This is a genomic window from Paenibacillus sp. Dod16 (assembly GCF_049893405.1).
Classification (GTDB): domain Bacteria; phylum Bacillota; class Bacilli; order Paenibacillales; family Paenibacillaceae; genus Paenibacillus_AQ.
Genome location: NZ_JBNDYG010000082.1, coordinates 1 through 17405 on the forward strand (window position 1 = coordinate 1; position 17405 = coordinate 17405).

A 17405-nucleotide genomic window follows, 5' to 3' on the forward strand; every position below is an offset into this window, starting at 1 on the left:
CCGGGCCGCCTCCAATTTTAATTCCAAGGAGTACCGTTGGTAAGTTTGTCCTTTTTTAGCCATGAAAAAATCCCCTTCGTTAGGCAAGATTAAGTCCATCTTAACAGATGTCTTTTTTCTCTTGTCTACTAAAAGGGGATAATACCAATTTGGCGGCTTTTTTTGCATGTTCTTTTATAGGGAAGAAATGCTCCCGCTGACAAGCTTTAGCCGCCTGATTCAGACCGCTGAAATGATGTGCGTTATACTTTTTTCCTGCATTCGCTATAATGGATACAGTGATTTAAGGAAGGGAATGTCATGCATGAAGAACGTGATCGTCATTGGTTCGGGAATACTTGGGGCATCGACTGCTTATCAGTTAGCCAAAATGGGAGCGGAAGTGCTTATTATAGACCGCCATGATAAAGGACAGGCTACGGATGCCGCGGCGGGCATTATCTGCCCCTGGCTATCGCAAAGACGGAATCAGGCTTGGTACCAATTAGCCAAGGCCGGCGCGCGTTATTACCCTGATTTAGTGAGAGAACTCATCAGCGAAGGTGAGACAGAAACGGGCTACGCACAAGTCGGGGCCCTTAGCATTCACGAGGATTTGGATAAAATCCGCAAGATGAAGGAACGGGCTCATAACAGAAAAGCGGATGCTCCGGAAATCGGTGAGATAACCCGGCTGAATGAGGAAGAAACCCATGAGCGTTTCCCATTGCTTCGAGATGGCTATCATTCCGTTCACATTAGCGGCGCCGCCCGTGTCGATGGTCGTGCACTGCGCGATGCGCTGATCCGGTCCGCTCAGAGGAACGGGGCCAAGCTTATAAACGGGGATGCCGCATTGTTATATCAAGCTAATCGCGTAACCGGAGCCGCTGTCGGAGCAAGCAGATTTGAGGCAGATGAAGTCATTGTTTGTGCTGGTGCATGGGCTAATCAATTGCTTCAGCCACTAGGCATTCACTTTCAGGTTCGTTTTCAAAAAGCGCAAATCATGCATGTGCAGGCGACTGATCGGCAAGATACAGGCACCTGGCCGGTCGTCATGCCGCCATCGGATCAATATTTACTCTCTTTTGATAACCAGAAGATTGTGATCGGAGCGACTCACGAAAATGAAGTCAAAGGCTACGATACGAGAATAACAGCCGGCGGCATGCAGGAAATCCTGAATAAAGGATTGGCCTTGGCGCCGGGACTAGCTGACAGCACGTTTCAAGAGGTCCGTGTCGGATTTCGTCCGTTTACCCCCGGATTTCTTCCGGTTATAGGTGCTGTCCCTGGCTGGGAAGGCCTTATAACCGCAAACGGACTGGGCGCATCCGGATTGACGATGGGCCCCTTTATCGGTAGTCAATTAGCGAAATTGGCTCTTGGAATACCACTGGATATCGACATCGATGCTTATGATATTCGTACAGCGATCGAAGAGCGTTGAAGCATGCCGGCTAAATCGATTCTGAGCATGCAATTGGTGAGCGGCATCTTCAGTCACTATAAAGAAAGCCGCGAATATCGCGGCTTTTGTTGTTGAGAGAGATTGTATTCCAATCGATTATATGGCAGATAATGATTCGTTCACGCGTTTTGCTTTCAACCTGCCAAACAGGAAGCGAACGGTCGGGCCTACAATGAGAAGTTGAAGCGGCAGCGCAAACACGAAATTCTTAATGAAAATGGAGAAGTAGCTTCCAAGCAGTGATTCCCCTCCAAGCTGATTTGCATAATAGGAGGAAGCTAGCCCGTACATGGACATAAAAGTAACCATGCCGATCACCATACAAAATGTCATCATCACAATCATAAGGATTTTACTGGATTTATTACGCAATAAGGAAAAAACAATTTTCTTTGCTATGGGTCCGACAACAAACGATTCCAATAAGAAGGCAATCACGAAGCCCAACACCAATTGCAGGAGTATGGCCATAAACGATATTTTCCCAATTAATCCGTTTGTGAACAAATTGTAGGAGGTCATCATGATAACCATCCCCAGACACATCATCAAACCAAAATAAAAATTTTCTTTTTTTGTTGCTGGCAATTTCATCATCCTTTCTAGTTACCTTTGTCATTATAGAGATTGGAGAAAGTCTCTCGTAAGTGAAAATTCTGTGAACATTTTCTGAAAACATTCCTTTGCAAAGTACAACAATGACTAATTTCATTGCATTTCAGGGTGGGAGATCCTTTATTTGGTTTTATAGTCCTAAAGGACCTACGGCTGATATGCGTGACCTTCATATCGTGATAGGGTAAAGGCTAGGATAAGACAGCCAAGCGAAGTGGAAACTAACGAAGCCGCCGTCAATCCTCCTTTTTTATCGCAAAATGACCGCATTACGATATTGGTCAATGAGTATTGGATGCGATTTCACCCGTCCGGTCAAAGGGACGCATACTAAAGAAACTATGGATCATGGAGGGAGATCAATGTCGCATATGAAGCAAGTACCTCAACCTAAAACTTACGGACCGCTCGGCAATCTGCCGCTGCTGGATTCCGCTGCTCCGGTCCAATCGCTTGTGAAGGTCGCCTCGGAACTTGGGCCGATATTTCAATTTCAATATCCGGGTGGACGCAGGGAGCTGTACGTCTCCGGCCACGAATATGTCAAGGACGCGTGTGATGAGAAGCGTTTTGATAAACGAATCTGGGCGCCGCTTCAGAATGTCCGTCCTTTTGCAGGTGATGGATTGTTTACGAGCGCTACACACGAGCCCAACTGGAAAAAGGCACATAACATCCTGCTCTCCAGCTTTAGCCAGCGTGCGATGCAAGGCTACCATACCAAAATGGTTGATATCGCGATGCAGCTCATCCAGAAATGGGCTAGGCTCAACCCTGACGAATCTGTGGACGTTCCTGCCGACATGACTCGTCTGACGCTGGATACCATCGGCCTGTGTGGTTTTAATTATCGCTTTAACAGCTTCTACCGGGAAGACAATCACCCGTTTATCGACAGCATGGTGCGGGCCCTTGATGAAGGCATGAATCAGCTGCACCGTCTCGGCATACAGGACATGTTTATGATTAAAAAGAAGCGGCAGTTTCAGGAAGATGTCCAGAACATGTTCTCGCTAGTTGATGAGCTCATACAAGATCGCAAGAAGTATGGCGGTGAAGAAGGGGATTTGCTCGCGCATATGCTGGAAGGCGTCGATCCAGACACAGGCGAGCGCCTGGATCAAGAGAATATTCGTTATCAGATGATTACCTTTCTTATCGCGGGGCATGAGACGACAAGCGGATTGCTGGCCTTTGCTATTTATTATTTGCTGAAAAATCCGGATAAATTGCATAAAGCGGTAAGCGAAGTGGACCGCGTTCTGAAAGATTCCGTGCCGACTTACAACCAGGTGCGGGAGCTCAAATACGTCCGCATGGTTCTTATCGAGTCGCTGCGTTTATGGCCAACGGCGCCTGCCTTCTCGTTATATGCGAAGGAAGATACGGCAATCGGAGGAACCTATCCGATTCAGAAGGGGGACAGCGTAACGGTCCTGATTCCGGGACTGCACAGGGACTCCCGCGTGTGGGGAGACGACGTGGAGACGTTCAGACCGGAGCGCTTCGAAGATCCCAGCAAGGTACCGCATGACGCGTATAAACCATTTGGCAACGGACAACGCGCATGCATCGGGCAGCAGTTTGCGCTGCAGGAGGCAACCTTGGTGCTTGGCCTGGTGCTCAAATATTTTGAATTGATCGATAACCAGTCTTATGAGTTAAAGGTTAAGGAAACACTCACTTTGAAGCCGGAAGGGTTCCATATTCAAGTTCGAAGCCGTCAGGACGGGGCTGCACTGTTGGTTCCGGCAGGAGGCAAGACGGGGGCAAACGATTCGGAGAAGCGGGAATATGCCACGTTGTCCGATACAACCGGGACTAATGCTCATCATACGCCGCTCCTCGCGTTATACGGGTCCAATCTGGGCACGGCAGAGGGAATTGCCCGAGAGGTGGCGGATGCTGCGAAGCACCAAGGGTTCGACAGCCAGGTGGGCACACTGGACGATTATGCCGGAAGGCTTCCGAAGGAAGGCGCCGTCATCATTGTAACCGCCTCGTACAACGGGCAGCCCCCTTCCAATGCCAAAGCATTTATGGAATGGCTGGAGGATGCCGATGTAACAGAAATTGAGGGTGTGCGATATGCGGTATTCGGCTGCGGAGACCACAACTGGGCAAGCACCTATCAGCGGATTCCGCGCTTGATAGACGATCAGCTTGCAATCAAAGGAGCGCAGCGACTGCTTACGCGTGGTGAGAGTGATGCCAGCGGAGACTTTGAGCGTGAAGTCGACGAATGGACGGAGCATTTATGGCCGGATCTGATGCAATCGCTAGGACTCCCTCTTACGTCCGTCAATGTGGCGAAGCGCAGTGCCCTGTCCGTCCAGTTCGTGCAGGGAGCGGCCGCCGTGCCTCTGGCTGAAACCTACCAGGCTGTAACCGGGCACGTTGCTCATACCCGCAATCTGCAGCATGGGGATAGTGGAAGGATCACGCAGCATATCGAAATCTCGCTTCCCGCGGGAACGGATTATCGTGAAGGAGATCATCTGGGGGTGCTTCCGGTCAATCCGGTGACGCTGGTTCAGCGAGTGCTCCGAAGATTCAAACTGGACGCGGGTGCTCATCTTATCTTGTCTGCTGAAGGAAGAAGCGGTGCGCATTTGCCGACAGGCATTCCTGTCCGTCTGGACGACCTGCTGTTCCGCAGCGTGGAGCTGCAGGAGCCAGCCACAAGAGCACAGATTCGGGAGATGGCCGCTTACACGGTATGCCCGCCGCATGCCAAAGAGCTTCAAGAACTGCTTGCGGAAGCGACCTATCAGGCTGAAGTGCGGGCCAAACGGATCACCATGCTCGACCTGCTGGAGCGGTATGAAGCCTGCGAGCTGCCGTTTGAACGGTTTCTTGAGCTCCTGCCACCATTGAAGCCGAGATATTATTCAATTTCCAGCTCCCCGAAGGTTAGCCCGAATACGGCAAGCATCACGGTCAGTGTCGTTCGGGGCAGTGCTTGGAGCGGTCAAGGGGAATACCGGGGCGTGGCTTCCAACTATTTGGAACAGATGGAGACGGGCGCAGAGGTTCTGATGTTCATTCGTTCTCCGGAGTCGGGCTTTGCGCTGCCTGAGGATCCGGCAACGCCAATGATTATGATCGGTCCAGGCACGGGCGTGGCTCCGTTCAGGGGGTTCATCCAGGCAAGACAAGCGCTTCGGGAGGCTGGGCAGGAGCTGGGTGCTGCGCATCTGTACTTCGGCTGTCGGAATCCGGAGCAAGACTATCTTTACCGCGAGGAGTTTGAGCAGGCGGAGAGAGAAGGCTTGGTCACCTTGCATACAGCCTTTTCAAGGATAGACGGTGTAGATAAATGCTACGTCCAGCATTTAATGACACAAGACGGAGCGTTATTGCTGTCACTGCTTGAGGCAGGAGCACGAATGTACATTTGCGGTGACGGTTCCCGGATGGCCCCGGAGGTAGAGCAAACACTAATGCTTTCCTATCGGGAAAGACATGGCGTTAGTGCAGAAGAGGCTGCCGCCTGGCTATCCGGGCTGGAGGCGTCGGGACAATATGTAAAAGACGTCTGGGCGGGATGAGGGTCATTCCAGCGAATTTGTTCTACAGATCTCCTTTCGATCCAGTACTGTTTTTATGTTAAGATGATCAGTACATGAGTAATGGAAGAGATTCGAAGGAGAGTGTGACTTATGCACGAAGAAACCTGTGTTCCGACTGGCGTGAAACCTCAAGACACCGGCTTTGGTTATACGTTATCCTTGATCGGCGGTAAATATAAAATGATCATCTTGTACTGGCTGTCTGAAAATAAGGTGATGCGGCATAATGAGCTGAAGCGAAGCATTGGTTCTATATCCTTTAAAACGCTAAGCATCATGTTAAAGGAGCTGGAGGCCGATGAGCTAATCGTTCGCACGGAATATCCCCAGGTCCCTCCAAAAGTCGAATACACCTTGTCGGAACGCGGACTATCCCTCATTCCTGTGTTACATATGATGTGCGAGTGGGGAGAGAAAAACAGTGTGCCGGCTCTGGAAGCTGTGCAACTGGAAGCATGAGGTTTTGTTATATTCAAAGAAGTATTTCCTGAACAAGGAAATACTTCTTTTTTAACGGCTTCATTCGGTTTATTTATCACATGTTGTCTATGAACTTCAAATAGTCTCGTGCACTTATATCCAGTGCGTTATCAGGAGGCGATAGGTCCATGTCAGGCGTGTTGCCTCCAGGAGCAGCCTCTTGCCCATAGTAGGCAAAGAACGAACGATAATCTGCGTCGCAGTACAGGAAGGTCGTTTCAAAAGGAGTTAGGATCTGGGCAAGCGTGTAGCGATACCTTCCGTCTTCCCGATAATCTTCTTTCTTGATGCCGGCGGATACAGCTAAAGCCACTTTCCGATTCTTTAATTTATCGCCTCTTGAACCGTAAGCCCAACCATAAGCAAAAACATCGTCAAGCCATTTCTTGAGGAGTGGCGGGCAATTAAACCAATAGATCGGAAACTGCAAAACGAGATGGCTATGCGATTCAATAAGCTGTTGTTCTTGTTGCACATCAATGTTTCCGTCGGGGTAAACCTTATGCAATTCGTGTACGGTATATTTTTCCGGGTATTGTCGGAGTTCTTCTACCCACCGCTTATTAATGACGGATGTTTCCAGGTTTGGGTGTGTAACGATAACAAGTGTTTTCAATGATGTATCCTCCTTGAGTATGATTGATATTCTTGAGTATAAAGCGCGCACTGCAATTATGTAAGTATGCACTTTTAGTACAGGTACTTACCAAAAGGTGAGTGTTGGCGGAGGATATCGTTGATTGTAAATTGTAGAGTTTTCAGAAAAATAAAAGACAACCATAATCGCATATTATGATATATAATAATTTGCACTGGCTGCATTAGAATGAACTCTCACGGGTACATAATTTCTAGATCACCCTCTGAATAACCGTTAAATGTATGTAAGGTCTATATTCGGAGATATTATCTGGTATCATATTATTTTCATAAAGGAGTTCTTGTTTAATGGTAGATTTTTTTATGAAATTCAATCCCATTATCCAAGCATTACTAGCCACCTTGTTTACTTGGGGAATGACGGCGTTAGGGGCGGCTCTTGTTTTTTTTACAAAAACATTGAACCAGCGTCTGCTGGATAGTATGTTGGGTTTTGCCGGCGGTGTCATGATTGCGGCCAGTTACTGGTCCTTATTGGCTCCAGCCATCGAGATGTCGGAAGGCAATGCGATTGGAAACTGGTTTCCGGCGGCCTTCGGATTTTTATTAGGTGGAGTTTTTATATGGGGAATCGATAAGGTATTACCCCATCTTCATCCCAATTCTCCGATTGGAGGAGCGGAAGGATATAACCCCAAAGTGAGAAAACGGAGTACTCTGCTGGTCCTCGCTATTACCCTCCACAACATTCCGGAAGGGTTAGCGGTCGGGATCGCATTCGGTGCGCTTGCCAATGGAGGGACTGAAGCATCGCTGGTAGGGGCTTTGACGCTGGCCTTGGGCATCGGTATTCAAAACTTCCCGGAAGGCGTTGCAGTTTCCATGCCCTTACGAGGTGACGGAATGTCCCAGAGAAAAAGCTTCTTCTATGGACAGTTCTCGGGTATGGTGGAACCCATTGCCGCGGTAATCGGCGCGGTAGCCGTCGCCTTTATTGAACCCATGCTCCCTTACGCATTGAGTTTCGCGGCCGGTGCGATGATTTTCGTTGTAGCCGAAGAGGTTATTCCAAGTTCGCAAGAAAAAGGGAATAAGGATTTGGCTTCCATGAGTTTAATGTTCGGTTTCGTATTGATGATGATTCTTGATGTGGCGTTGGGATAGCGACGAGAACAGCCAGCCGGGTGCGGACTGGCTGTTTTGTCGTTCACCCCGGCTAAGCTATACTGGACTAAAGTCGAGGTTCTCGTCTCATTCGCTGGACCAATGCTCAAGTCTCTAAATGGATGCTATACTGAATAGGACTTCAGGATTTGGCAGAAGAGAGACAAAAAGGGACGACGGAAGGAATGGGAACACATTATGCAAAAGAAAACAGGTATATTGATCGTAGTGGCCGGCGTACTGCTGTTGCTCTTTACGATGAACCCGAGGAACATTTTTTCGGATGTTCAATTCGGATTTTCCTTTAAGACCAAGAAAATTAATGATGAGAAAACATTCGCCGCTGATGATTACCGGGATTTGTCCATTCAAACTGGAAGCTCCGACATTGAAATCACAAAAGGAAATGCAGACGAGATTAAAGTCCGGTTGAACGGAAAGGTAAGCACGAAAAATGCAGACCAAGTGAAATTGAAGGTCGAGCCGAACGGAGATACGCTGGAAATCGGGGTTGATGTTCCTGACGGTATTGAGTTTGGTGTGAATATTATGGATATCGTTTTATCCGTGGAAATACCGGAAAAGCAATGGACAGCGGCCCAAATTGAAAGTGGAAGCGGCGATATCGAGATCGGAAATATGCGTGGAGATGCTGTCACCGTTAAGGCAGGCAGCGGGAATATCAATATTCAGGAAGTAAATGCAGGTTCACTTACGGTGTATACCGGCAGTGGTGATATTGAGGCAATGGAGATTGAAGCCGAATCCTTTATGTTGGAATCCGGATCCGGCACTATAGAGGCGGAACGCTACCATGCCACAACGCTGAACTTTCAGACTGGAAGCGGCGATGTTGAACTGAAAGACGGGGAGACGGCCGTACAAGGAACGACAGGCTCTGGAAACATACACCTGGAATCGGAGCGGTTGATCCATAATACCGACCTCCGAGCCGGAAGCGGGAATGTAAACATCGATTTGGCTCAAGAGCCTTCCTCCCTGGAAGTTGATTTTCAAGGAAGCTCCGGTGAAGGAAAAATCGAGTGGGACGGAATACAGTATGAGGTAAAAGACGAAGACGAAGGCAGGCTGAAGGGGACATTCGGCAATGGCGACATAGCGCTGAAAGTTCGCACTGGCTCTGGGAACTTCAAGCTGGAATAAAGTTGAATACAATAGAATCGACGATTTGAAGAGAAGACACCCTGAATTGGAATTCTCCCCTCATGGCAGACAACGAAAAAGAGACATCTGTTAAGATGGCTTTACATGTTGTCTGCCATGAGGGGATTTTTTCATGGGAATAAAAAGGACGTGCTAACAAGAAGCTTTCAGTCGGACACGCCGCTAAAAAACTGGTCAGGGATATTATCTACGTTCGTGCGGGGGAGTGTAAACTCTGCAAACTCACGGAGACTGTTCAGAAAAGCTAAATGACCGCTTCCCATTGGAGTTCCGGGAAACGGTCGCAGCTTACAGATGTCACTTTATTGGCGTCAACTTGGCAGGGGTATGACCAACTTCGATGTCTCTTTCATTAAAAACCAAAGGCTTGTTGAATCAGTCTCGCATAGATGGCGGCAGCTTCCTTGCGCAGAAGTTTGTCGGACGGCCGGTAATCGGCGGCCCCGTTTGCGTCTGTTGTCACCTCGGGTCCATGCATCCCGGATCCGACCATGAACTGTACGGCTTCGTCTGCCCATGCAGCCGGTTTTGAGCTGAGTTTGGCCGGAACCGCCTTGGCGCCAAGCGTGTTTTGGGCCACACGCCATATTATAGCAGCAGCCTCTTGGCGCGTGATCGGCTGATCCGGTTCAAAGTTCTGGCCTGGTGTGCCGGTGACACCTCCCATGTCCGCGACATTCTGCACATAACCAGCGAGAGGGTGCCCTTGCATATCCTTAAACGAACTCGCGCTATCGCTAGGCTTCATCCCGGCCAGCCGGCTGATAACACTGACAAACTCTGCCCGCGTAATCGGTTCATTCGGTCGGAAGGTGGATTGCTCATTCTCCCCTAAAGCCTTGAGGGACTGCATGAAGTAGATATCCTTGGCATAAGGATTCTCTTCCAGAACGTCGTTGTACGCAGCAGGCTCCGCGAGCTTTTCGGACATGCTGTCTATCGCCGTATAATACATATACGCCACATTGCCGTTATCATCTTCCTTGAAAGCGGCAGGCGTACCGTTCTCATCTACGAATCGCAGCGGACCGACCGGCGTGAGTTTATGTTCGCCCAATGCATCCGAGACTAACAACTCACCTTGGCCGGCCTTCACCTGTGTGGCGATAATCGGTGTTCTCAAACTTCTGAACATGCCCTCGAATTTCTTGAGCTGCTCCTGATTAAGCCGGAAGTCGTTCGGCTGAACCTGCTTCTTCGGATAAAAATGATCCATAAATGCGGTGAAAAATTCGGCTCGGATCGATGTGCTCGCGTCACTGTTAACAACGATCAGGCCTCCGACATTCTGGTCGGGAAGGAGCCAAAGCCAGGAATGATAGCCATCCAAATCGCCACCTTTGCCAATCAGGGTTTGGCCGTTATGGCTGCTGTGCATGAACGATTCAAAACCGTATGACATCAACGGTAGACCAGCTGCATCATAATGCGTCTGATGCATCAAACGCATGGTCTCTTCCTTCATAATGCGGGAAGCTCCGAACTGGCCCTTATTTAGATGGGCAGTGATGAAATTGGCCATATCGGTACCGGTGGCGAACATGCCGCCTTCCGGCGCGATGGTAGGTATGTTTTGGTACGGCTTAAACGGATGACGTTCGGCATTGTAGCCAGTCGCAAGGTTTGCGATGATATCCTCATCCATCCGAAATGCAGCGTGCTCCATTTGTAGCGGGGTGAAAATATGCTTTTTTACATAATCTTCAAACGGTTCTCCTGATACCCGCTCGACAATGTAGCCCTGCATGGAGGAGGCAAGATTATCATAGCGGTAAACCTCTCCTGGCGTGCGAACCACAGCCGGTGCATTTAACCGGATAAAGTCGGCAAGCGGCATCTCGCCCTTCTGAATGATATGCTGCGGAAGCGAGTAGTCGTCCGTAAAGTCGAAGCCTGTTGTATGGGTCAATAAATGCTCAACGGTGACGGGTGTCCCGGTGTTGTTGGTGATTTTAACATCCGGCATATAATCGGTTATGTCTTGCTTCAGGTCGATTTTTCCTTCCTCTACCAGTTGCATGACCGCCGTTGCGGTTATCGATTTGGATATCGAGGCCATGCGGAATAAGGTTCGATCGGGGTCAATCTTTTTCTTGGATTCAAGGTCGGCATAGCCGTAGCCCGTATTCAGCAGCACCTTGTCGTCTTTTACGACCACAACAAGCGCACCAGCCAGCATGTCCGAAACCTGGGGTTTGGCAAAATAGGCGTCGGTGAACGCCTTGACTTCTTTGGCACTCAGTACCGGTGCTCCCGTATGCTGTGTTAAAGCTGTACTTGAGGCGGGTTTAGCCGTATCGGCAAAGATATCGGCAGGGAAAGCCAGCAGGCTAGCGGACAGTACGGAGGCTGCCAGGACACGAATGGTTCTGGATTTGCTTTGTTTATTTGGCTTCATGGGTTCCTCTCCTTGTCAATCGTATTTGATTTCCACTTCATGGTAGACGAAGGAGGGAGATGGAAGAACGGTCCGCAGAATGAGTTTTAACTGGCTCTTCGGAGGGAACCAGGCCTCGACTTTGGTCCAGGGGAGATAGAATAACCGAGGCGAAATCAATCGTTTTATATCGATTGTTTTTAATTAGTACAATTTGATTGCGTTATTTAGGTAATATACTATCAAAATTTATACTTATTATTTTATAATAGTATAAACATAGAGATGTCTGGGGGATGAGGAAACTGAATCTATACATCAAGGAGAGCGGAAATAAGCAGGCAGCAAGGATGATCGTTTTTTTGCATGGCGGCGGTGTAAGCGGATGGATGTGGAGCAAGCAGATTCCCTTTTTTGAAAACAGCTTCTGCCTGATACCTGACTTGCCCGGACATGGGCGCAGCCCCGGCAATCCGCCTTTTTCCATAAGCCGCACCGCGGAGCAGCTTAACGAGGTCATTTCGACCAAAGCTGATGGACGGGAGATTGTTGTCTTCGGCTTTTCACTAGGTGCGCAAATTCTCGTGGAGATGATATGTCAGCGACCCGGCCTTATTGATTACGCCATCGTAAACAGCGCATTGCTGAGGCCGATGCCGACAGCGCTTAAGCTGATTGAACCTTCCGTTCGAATAAGCTTCCCATTAACAAGATACAGATGGTTTTCCAGATGGCAGGCAAGCACGCTGTATGTGAATGAGGTTGACTTTGAACAGTATTACGCGGAAACTCTGCATATGAAACGGGAGATGCTGGTTTCAGTGCTGAAGGAGAATATGTCCTATTCAATCTCTCCGCGGATTCAAGAATCCACAACGAAGCTATTGGTTACGGTTGGGGAGAAGGAGAGAGGCAGTGTTAAAAAGTCGGCTGAAGATCTCGTGCAGCTGAGCGAAAACGCTGACGGGATCATCTTTCCCGGTGTTGGGCACGGCATACCGCTTGCTGATCCTGCGCTGTTTAATCGGGTAGTGAACCATTGGCTTAACACCGGTACAATTCCGGAGGGTACTCCTCATTTATAGCGGGGACGGGCAGATCATAATCCTCCTCATAAAATGGCTGTAGACTTTGCCCTTAGGGCAAGGTGTATAGTGATCTTGAACCAAGAGCGATAAACCAGAAAAGAGGTGAACCTTTGCTGTCGATTGGAGAATTCTCCAAAATATGCGAAGTATCTACAAAGACACTTCGATATTACGATGAGATCGGATTAATTCATCCGGACCAGATCAATCCGGAAAACGGTTACCGATATTATTCCATTAGTCAATTAAAGAAAATGCTCTATATTAACCGTTTGAAGTCTTATCATTTTTCGCTGGAAGAAATCAAGGAGATTCTGGACGAGGAAGCGGATCCATCCGAAGAGAAGCTTCGCTTCGCCCTTCATCGCAAACGTAGGGATATTCAGGAGAAGTTAGACACGTATGAATATATCCTAAAACAAATGAACCAGGATATCTTGAATCTGGAGCAGGGCATACATTTGATGTCATATCTGGATGATATCGAAGTACGGCTTGTTGAAACAGGACCAATGAATATCCTTTACATTCGTCAGATGATGAGCAGTGATGACTATGCTTTAGGATATGGCGGGTATTACAGCAGATTGTACGAAAAGATTGCCAGGGAGCAGCTTACCTTGGTCGGAACACCCATGACGATATATCACAGTCCGGAATTCCACCCTGCAGGCAATGACACCGAGTTTGCCCTTCCGGTCAGGGAGGCTGTAAAGGGAACGAGAGTGTTGTCCGGTGGCCTTTGCGCGAGGTCTGTTTTAAAGGGGGCTTATTCCAATTTGACATCGGTATATGCCAAACTGAGGGAATGGATAGAAGATGAAGGATATGCTTTGACTCAATCGCCCTATGAAGTTTATGTAACCGACCCCTATCAGGCCTTGACTGCCGAGGAATTGGTGACCGAGGTGTATTTCCCCGTGACCAAAAAATAAGAGATTTACATATACCATATAGCTTGTATAACGAATTCTGCGAGGTATCTATTATGAAAAGAAGCTGCTGGCCAACGACATTATGGCAAACCCTAGCCCCGGCGACGGTGGGAATGGACGCTGACAAGCTTTCAGGGCTGGATTCATGGATCAAAACCGAATATCCCGATATTCATGGCATAGTCGTGGCTCGACACGGAGCTATCGTTTATGAAAAATACGATCATGGTTATGGCCCGGAAGATCGGCACCATGTTGCATCGGTTACAAAGAGTATCATATCTGCACTCATTGGCATTGCTATAGATGCAGGCTATATACAACATGCAGATCAGAAGGTGCTTGATTTTTTTCCCGAATATGAACCTAAGGCTGACGCTCGACAACAACGGGAAGTAACGATACGCCATCTGCTCACGATGACGGCTCCATATCCATTTGAGGATTGGCACGAACCGCTGGACAAACTGTGCATGCAATCGGATTGGGTTCATTATACGCTGGATATGCTGGGCATCGGTGGAAGTCTGGGAGCATTTAAGTATTCTACTGCAGGGGTGCATCTCCTCTCAGCTGTCATAACTCGCAGCACAGGAAAAAGTGCCCGCGCGTTTGCTAACGAATACTTGTTTAAACCGATCGGCATGAACGAAATTCCGGATTATGACATGAATTCATTCGGATTTGATGATTTATTCGGAAAAGACGTCAGGGGATGGGTCAAAGATCCAGCCGGTAATTCTACTGGAGGATGGGGGCTTACGCTAAGTCCTCGAGATATGGCTCGTTTCGGCTTTCTTTATCTGAACCGCGGCACATGGGACAATCAGCCCATTATATCGGGGGCATGGATTGACCAATCAACGGCGATGAATCCCAACCATTATGGATATCTATGGTGGTTGCGCGATGAGGACGGAGTATCTGCATACTCGGCAGTAGGCGATGGAGGCAATATCATATGCTGCATTCCGAAGCAAGACTTGGTCGTAGCCATTGCATCAGCATTTACCGTCAATCCGCGGGATCGATGGACACTGATTAAAGAACGCATTATCCCGGCGGTTATCGACTAAATAGATCATCGCAATCTTTGTCTCGGTATCAGTTTCAATATGTGGTTGATGTCAAAAAAACAAAAATATCTGCGCATCTGAAGCCGCCAAATTGGCGGCTTTTACGGTTGCTGCACACTCTTTCAGGCAAAAATCGCAATCGGTGGCCCTTCTTAGCCATTCTGATGTTACGTGTATTTTCATACATTGTATGGACAAGCGAAAACAGAAATAAGCAGAGGGTGGGGAGGAATCGTTGTGAAGCTGCATCAAATCCAAGTGACGGGCATGACTTGCACGGCTTGTGCAGCCCGGATCGAGAAAGTCCTTCGTAAGGTGCAAGGCATTCAATCTGTCCGTGTTAGCCTCGCCTTATCTCAGGCCACGATTCATTATGAACCGACGCAGATTGGTATAGAGAAGATCATGGAGAAAATCGAAAAACTTGGCTATGGAGCGACTGACAGGCTGTCGCATCCACAGGCCGGGATCGGTGCGGAGACGGGAGCTTATCGCATCCGGTTTATTATTGCCGCTTGTTTATCCATGCCGCTCATATGGGCGATGATGGCGCATGTTGCCGATTGGCCAGCACAATGGATACCGAATTTGTTGATGGAACCCGTATTTCAATGGGTGCTCGCTACCTTGCTTCAGTTTGGCGTTGGGTATCCTTTCTATTATGGAGCTTACCAGGCATTGATCCATCGTACGGCAAACATGGATACTCTCGTTGCGTTAAGTACCTCGGTGGCTTACTTCTACAGCCACTATGTCATGTTTAAATCCCGGGACAGCTTCACGCATCCAACGCTTTATTTTGATACGATCGCGATGGTGATGACCGCGGTTCTGCTGGGCAAGTGGCTTGAGACCATGGCCAAAGGCAGAGCGCTGAAACAGCTTAGTGCCTTATATGAGCTTCAGGTTAAACGGGTTCGAGTTTTACGCAGTCATGGGGAAGAATGGCTTTCAGCGGATCAGGTGCAGATCGGAGACCGCATCCGGGTGAATCAGGGGGAATGGATCTCCATTGACGGCTTTGTTCAGTCGGGATCGGCGGATGCCGATGAATCTATGCTGACAGGTGAAAGTACAGCAGTGGCCAAGGGCATGAAAGATCGAGTCTACGCCGGAACGCGTTGTCTGATCGGAAGTTTGGACATCGTGGTTGATAAGTATCATGACGAAACCCGCCTGTCTCAAATGATTGGGCTAATCGAGTCCGCGCAGCAGGGGAAACCGGCCATTCAGCGAACCGTAGATCGTATAGCAGCGATTTTTGTTCCCTTGATGATCGGTTGTGCTGCGCTTACATATGCGGGGTGGCTCTGGTTTTCCCAATCTCCCGATGCATCCGAAACGGCCATGCGCCACGCGCTGTCTGTTTTACTGATCGCCTGTCCCTGTGCGCTTGGGTTAGCTACGCCGGTATCCGTCCTGATCGCAACCGGCTCGTCAGCCCAAAGAGGCGTTCTGTTCAAAGACGGCCGTTCTCTGGAGAGTTTGCGCCGAACCGATGTCGTATTGTTGGATAAGACCGGCACGTTGACGGAAGGAACGCCTCAACTTACGGCGATTCACACTGCGGACGGCGTCAAAGCCAAAGCTGCCTACGTGCTATCCATGTCGGCTGCGGTGGCTTCCCGGTCCGCCCACCCGTTAGCACAAGCCATTGTACGAGCTGCCCAAGACAAACATTCCCCCATTTTGGAAACCCAGAAATTTCAAGAGCGGGTTGGGAAAGGGATGGAAGGCTATGTCAGAGGTGAGCACGTATGCGTGGGAAATCGAAGATGGCTGCTGGAGCAGGGCATACAGCCGGAGAGTCCTCCAGATCACCCCGGCTATACCAGGATTTATGTCGCCGTGAACGGGAAGTGCATCGGGTCGCTTGTATTGATTGACAAGCTTAGAAAAGACGCCCGGAAGATTGTACAGGAGTTAAAGCGCCGAGCCGATGTGTGGATGGTAACGGGCGATGAGGAGCAGGCCGCCGTGGCGGTGGCTGCCGCGGCCGGGATCGATCAGATGCGCGCAGGCATGCTTCCTGAAGACAAGCTGGCGTTCATCCGCGAGCTTCAACATCAAGGGCGTTCCGTTGCGATGATTGGCGACGGAATAAACGATGCGGCTGCGCTAGCCGTGGCAGATGTCGGCATGGCGATGGGCGGGGGAGCGGACGCAGCTAAACAGGCCGGCGACATCGTACTGATCGGAAACAAGCTATTCAACATCATCGATGCGTATACATGGAGCCGCCAAACGATGCGGAACGTTCATCAGAATTTGCTGTTTGCTCTGTTGTATAACGCCGTTACCGTACCATTGGCCGCATGCGGTTATTTGGATCCGCGCATCGCATGCATCGGCATGGCGGCTAGCTCCGTGCTTGTTGTTGCGAATGCGCTTAGATTGCAGCTGAAGGTGCAGGGACTGAATAAGAGCCGCATAATAATGTGAAGACGGAGTCCCAACCCGTTGATATGCAGCCACCGGTACGGGTCCGCGAGCCTAGGATTTCACCCGCACCTGGAATATGGTCATTCCTTTGGCTGGATAAAGTGCCGGGATGTACGAGGTGTGGAAGACATAACAGCTTATTGGCAGGGTACCGTGTTGACTCTACCGCTGACTGATCCTGAGTAACCTCCCTCTCAGATGTAAACCGTCATTTCTTGCGATGTAATAGTGAATTGAGATCTAAAAGATAACAGGAAAAGCCGCAGTCCTGGTCATAACCCTGTCAAGTAGACAGTACAAAAAAGACATGATTTATGCTGCGACCGTTTCCCGGTATTCTACCGGGGAACGGTCGTTTAATTTTTTCTGGAATCGGTTCTGGTTATAGAACAGAATGTATTCATTCACTTGCTGTTCA

General features: G+C 49.1%; 13 protein-coding genes. 9 read left to right on the top strand and 4 right to left on the bottom strand.

Annotation, left to right across the window (positions count from 1 at the left end; all coding sequences use genetic code 11):
- Positions 1-304: 304 nt before the first annotated feature.
- Positions 305-1432 (top strand): NAD(P)/FAD-dependent oxidoreductase, encoded by a 1128-nt coding sequence (locus tag ACPV3A_RS36320; RefSeq protein ID WP_426204745.1) that lies wholly within the window; start codon positions 305-307, stop codon positions 1430-1432.
- Between the two features lie 117 nt (positions 1433-1549).
- On the opposite strand, the gene ACPV3A_RS36325 is transcribed toward ACPV3A_RS36320, so the two are convergent.
- Positions 1550-2041: a hypothetical protein gene (locus ACPV3A_RS36325; protein WP_426204747.1), complete on the bottom strand. Its 492-nt coding sequence runs from the start codon at positions 2039-2041 to the stop codon at positions 1550-1552.
- 389 nt (positions 2042-2430) lie between these two features.
- Between ACPV3A_RS36325 and ACPV3A_RS36330 the strand changes: the two genes are divergently transcribed.
- Together ACPV3A_RS36330 and ACPV3A_RS36335 are read left to right on the top strand one after the other, a co-directional pair.
- Entirely contained in the window at positions 2431-5619 is a 3189-nt protein-coding gene (locus ACPV3A_RS36330; RefSeq protein ID WP_426204748.1) for a bifunctional cytochrome P450/NADPH--P450 reductase, read from the top strand.
- A gap of 111 nt (positions 5620-5730) precedes the next feature.
- Entirely contained in the window at positions 5731-6099 is a 369-nt protein-coding gene (locus tag ACPV3A_RS36335; RefSeq protein WP_194542412.1) for a winged helix-turn-helix transcriptional regulator, read from the top strand.
- Between the two features lie 76 nt (positions 6100-6175).
- On the opposite strand, the gene ACPV3A_RS36340 is transcribed toward ACPV3A_RS36335, so the two are convergent.
- Entirely contained in the window at positions 6176-6736 is a 561-nt protein-coding gene (locus tag ACPV3A_RS36340) for an NAD(P)H-dependent oxidoreductase (RefSeq protein ID WP_220685476.1), read from the bottom strand.
- A gap of 332 nt (positions 6737-7068) precedes the next feature.
- On the opposite strand from ACPV3A_RS36340, the gene ACPV3A_RS36345 reads away from it, so the two are divergent.
- Both ACPV3A_RS36345 and ACPV3A_RS36350 read left to right on the top strand, forming a co-directional pair.
- Positions 7069-7884, top strand: coding sequence for a ZIP family metal transporter (locus tag ACPV3A_RS36345; protein WP_071221625.1), 816 nt, complete (start codon positions 7069-7071; stop codon positions 7882-7884).
- A 198-nt stretch (positions 7885-8082) separates the two neighbouring features.
- Entirely contained in the window at positions 8083-9048 is a 966-nt protein-coding gene (locus ACPV3A_RS36350) for a DUF4097 family beta strand repeat-containing protein (RefSeq protein ID WP_426204751.1), read from the top strand.
- 373 nt (positions 9049-9421) lie between these two features.
- On the opposite strand, the gene ACPV3A_RS36355 is transcribed toward ACPV3A_RS36350, so the two are convergent.
- Positions 9422-11467: a serine hydrolase gene (locus tag ACPV3A_RS36355; protein WP_426204753.1), complete on the bottom strand. Its 2046-nt coding sequence runs from the start codon at positions 11465-11467 to the stop codon at positions 9422-9424.
- Between the two features lie 275 nt (positions 11468-11742).
- On the opposite strand from ACPV3A_RS36355, the gene ACPV3A_RS36360 reads away from it, so the two are divergent.
- The 4 genes from ACPV3A_RS36360 (at position 11743) to ACPV3A_RS36375 (ending at position 16987) form a co-directional block, all read left to right on the top strand.
- Positions 11743-12531 (top strand): alpha/beta fold hydrolase, encoded by a 789-nt coding sequence (locus tag ACPV3A_RS36360; RefSeq protein ID WP_426204755.1) that lies wholly within the window; start codon positions 11743-11745, stop codon positions 12529-12531.
- A gap of 113 nt (positions 12532-12644) precedes the next feature.
- Positions 12645-13469 carry a MerR family transcriptional regulator gene (locus ACPV3A_RS36365; protein WP_426204756.1) on the top strand — a complete coding sequence of 275 codons (825 nt, stop codon included), beginning with the start codon at positions 12645-12647 and terminating at the stop codon, positions 13467-13469.
- Positions 13470-13522: 53 nt separating this feature from the next.
- Complete coding sequence (locus tag ACPV3A_RS36370) at positions 13523-14545, top strand: serine hydrolase (RefSeq protein WP_339223747.1); 1023 nt, start codon at positions 13523-13525, stop codon at positions 14543-14545.
- Between the two features lie 237 nt (positions 14546-14782).
- Positions 14783-16987: a heavy metal translocating P-type ATPase gene (locus tag ACPV3A_RS36375; protein ID WP_426204759.1), complete on the top strand. Its 2205-nt coding sequence runs from the start codon at positions 14783-14785 to the stop codon at positions 16985-16987.
- Between the two features lie 312 nt (positions 16988-17299).
- On the opposite strand, the gene ACPV3A_RS36380 is transcribed toward ACPV3A_RS36375, so the two are convergent.
- The gene (locus tag ACPV3A_RS36380; RefSeq protein ID WP_426200258.1) at positions 17300-17395 is read right to left on the bottom strand and encodes an IS3 family transposase; all 96 of its coding nucleotides are present in this window, start codon (positions 17393-17395) and stop codon (positions 17300-17302) included.
- Positions 17396-17405: the final 10 nt, after the last annotated feature.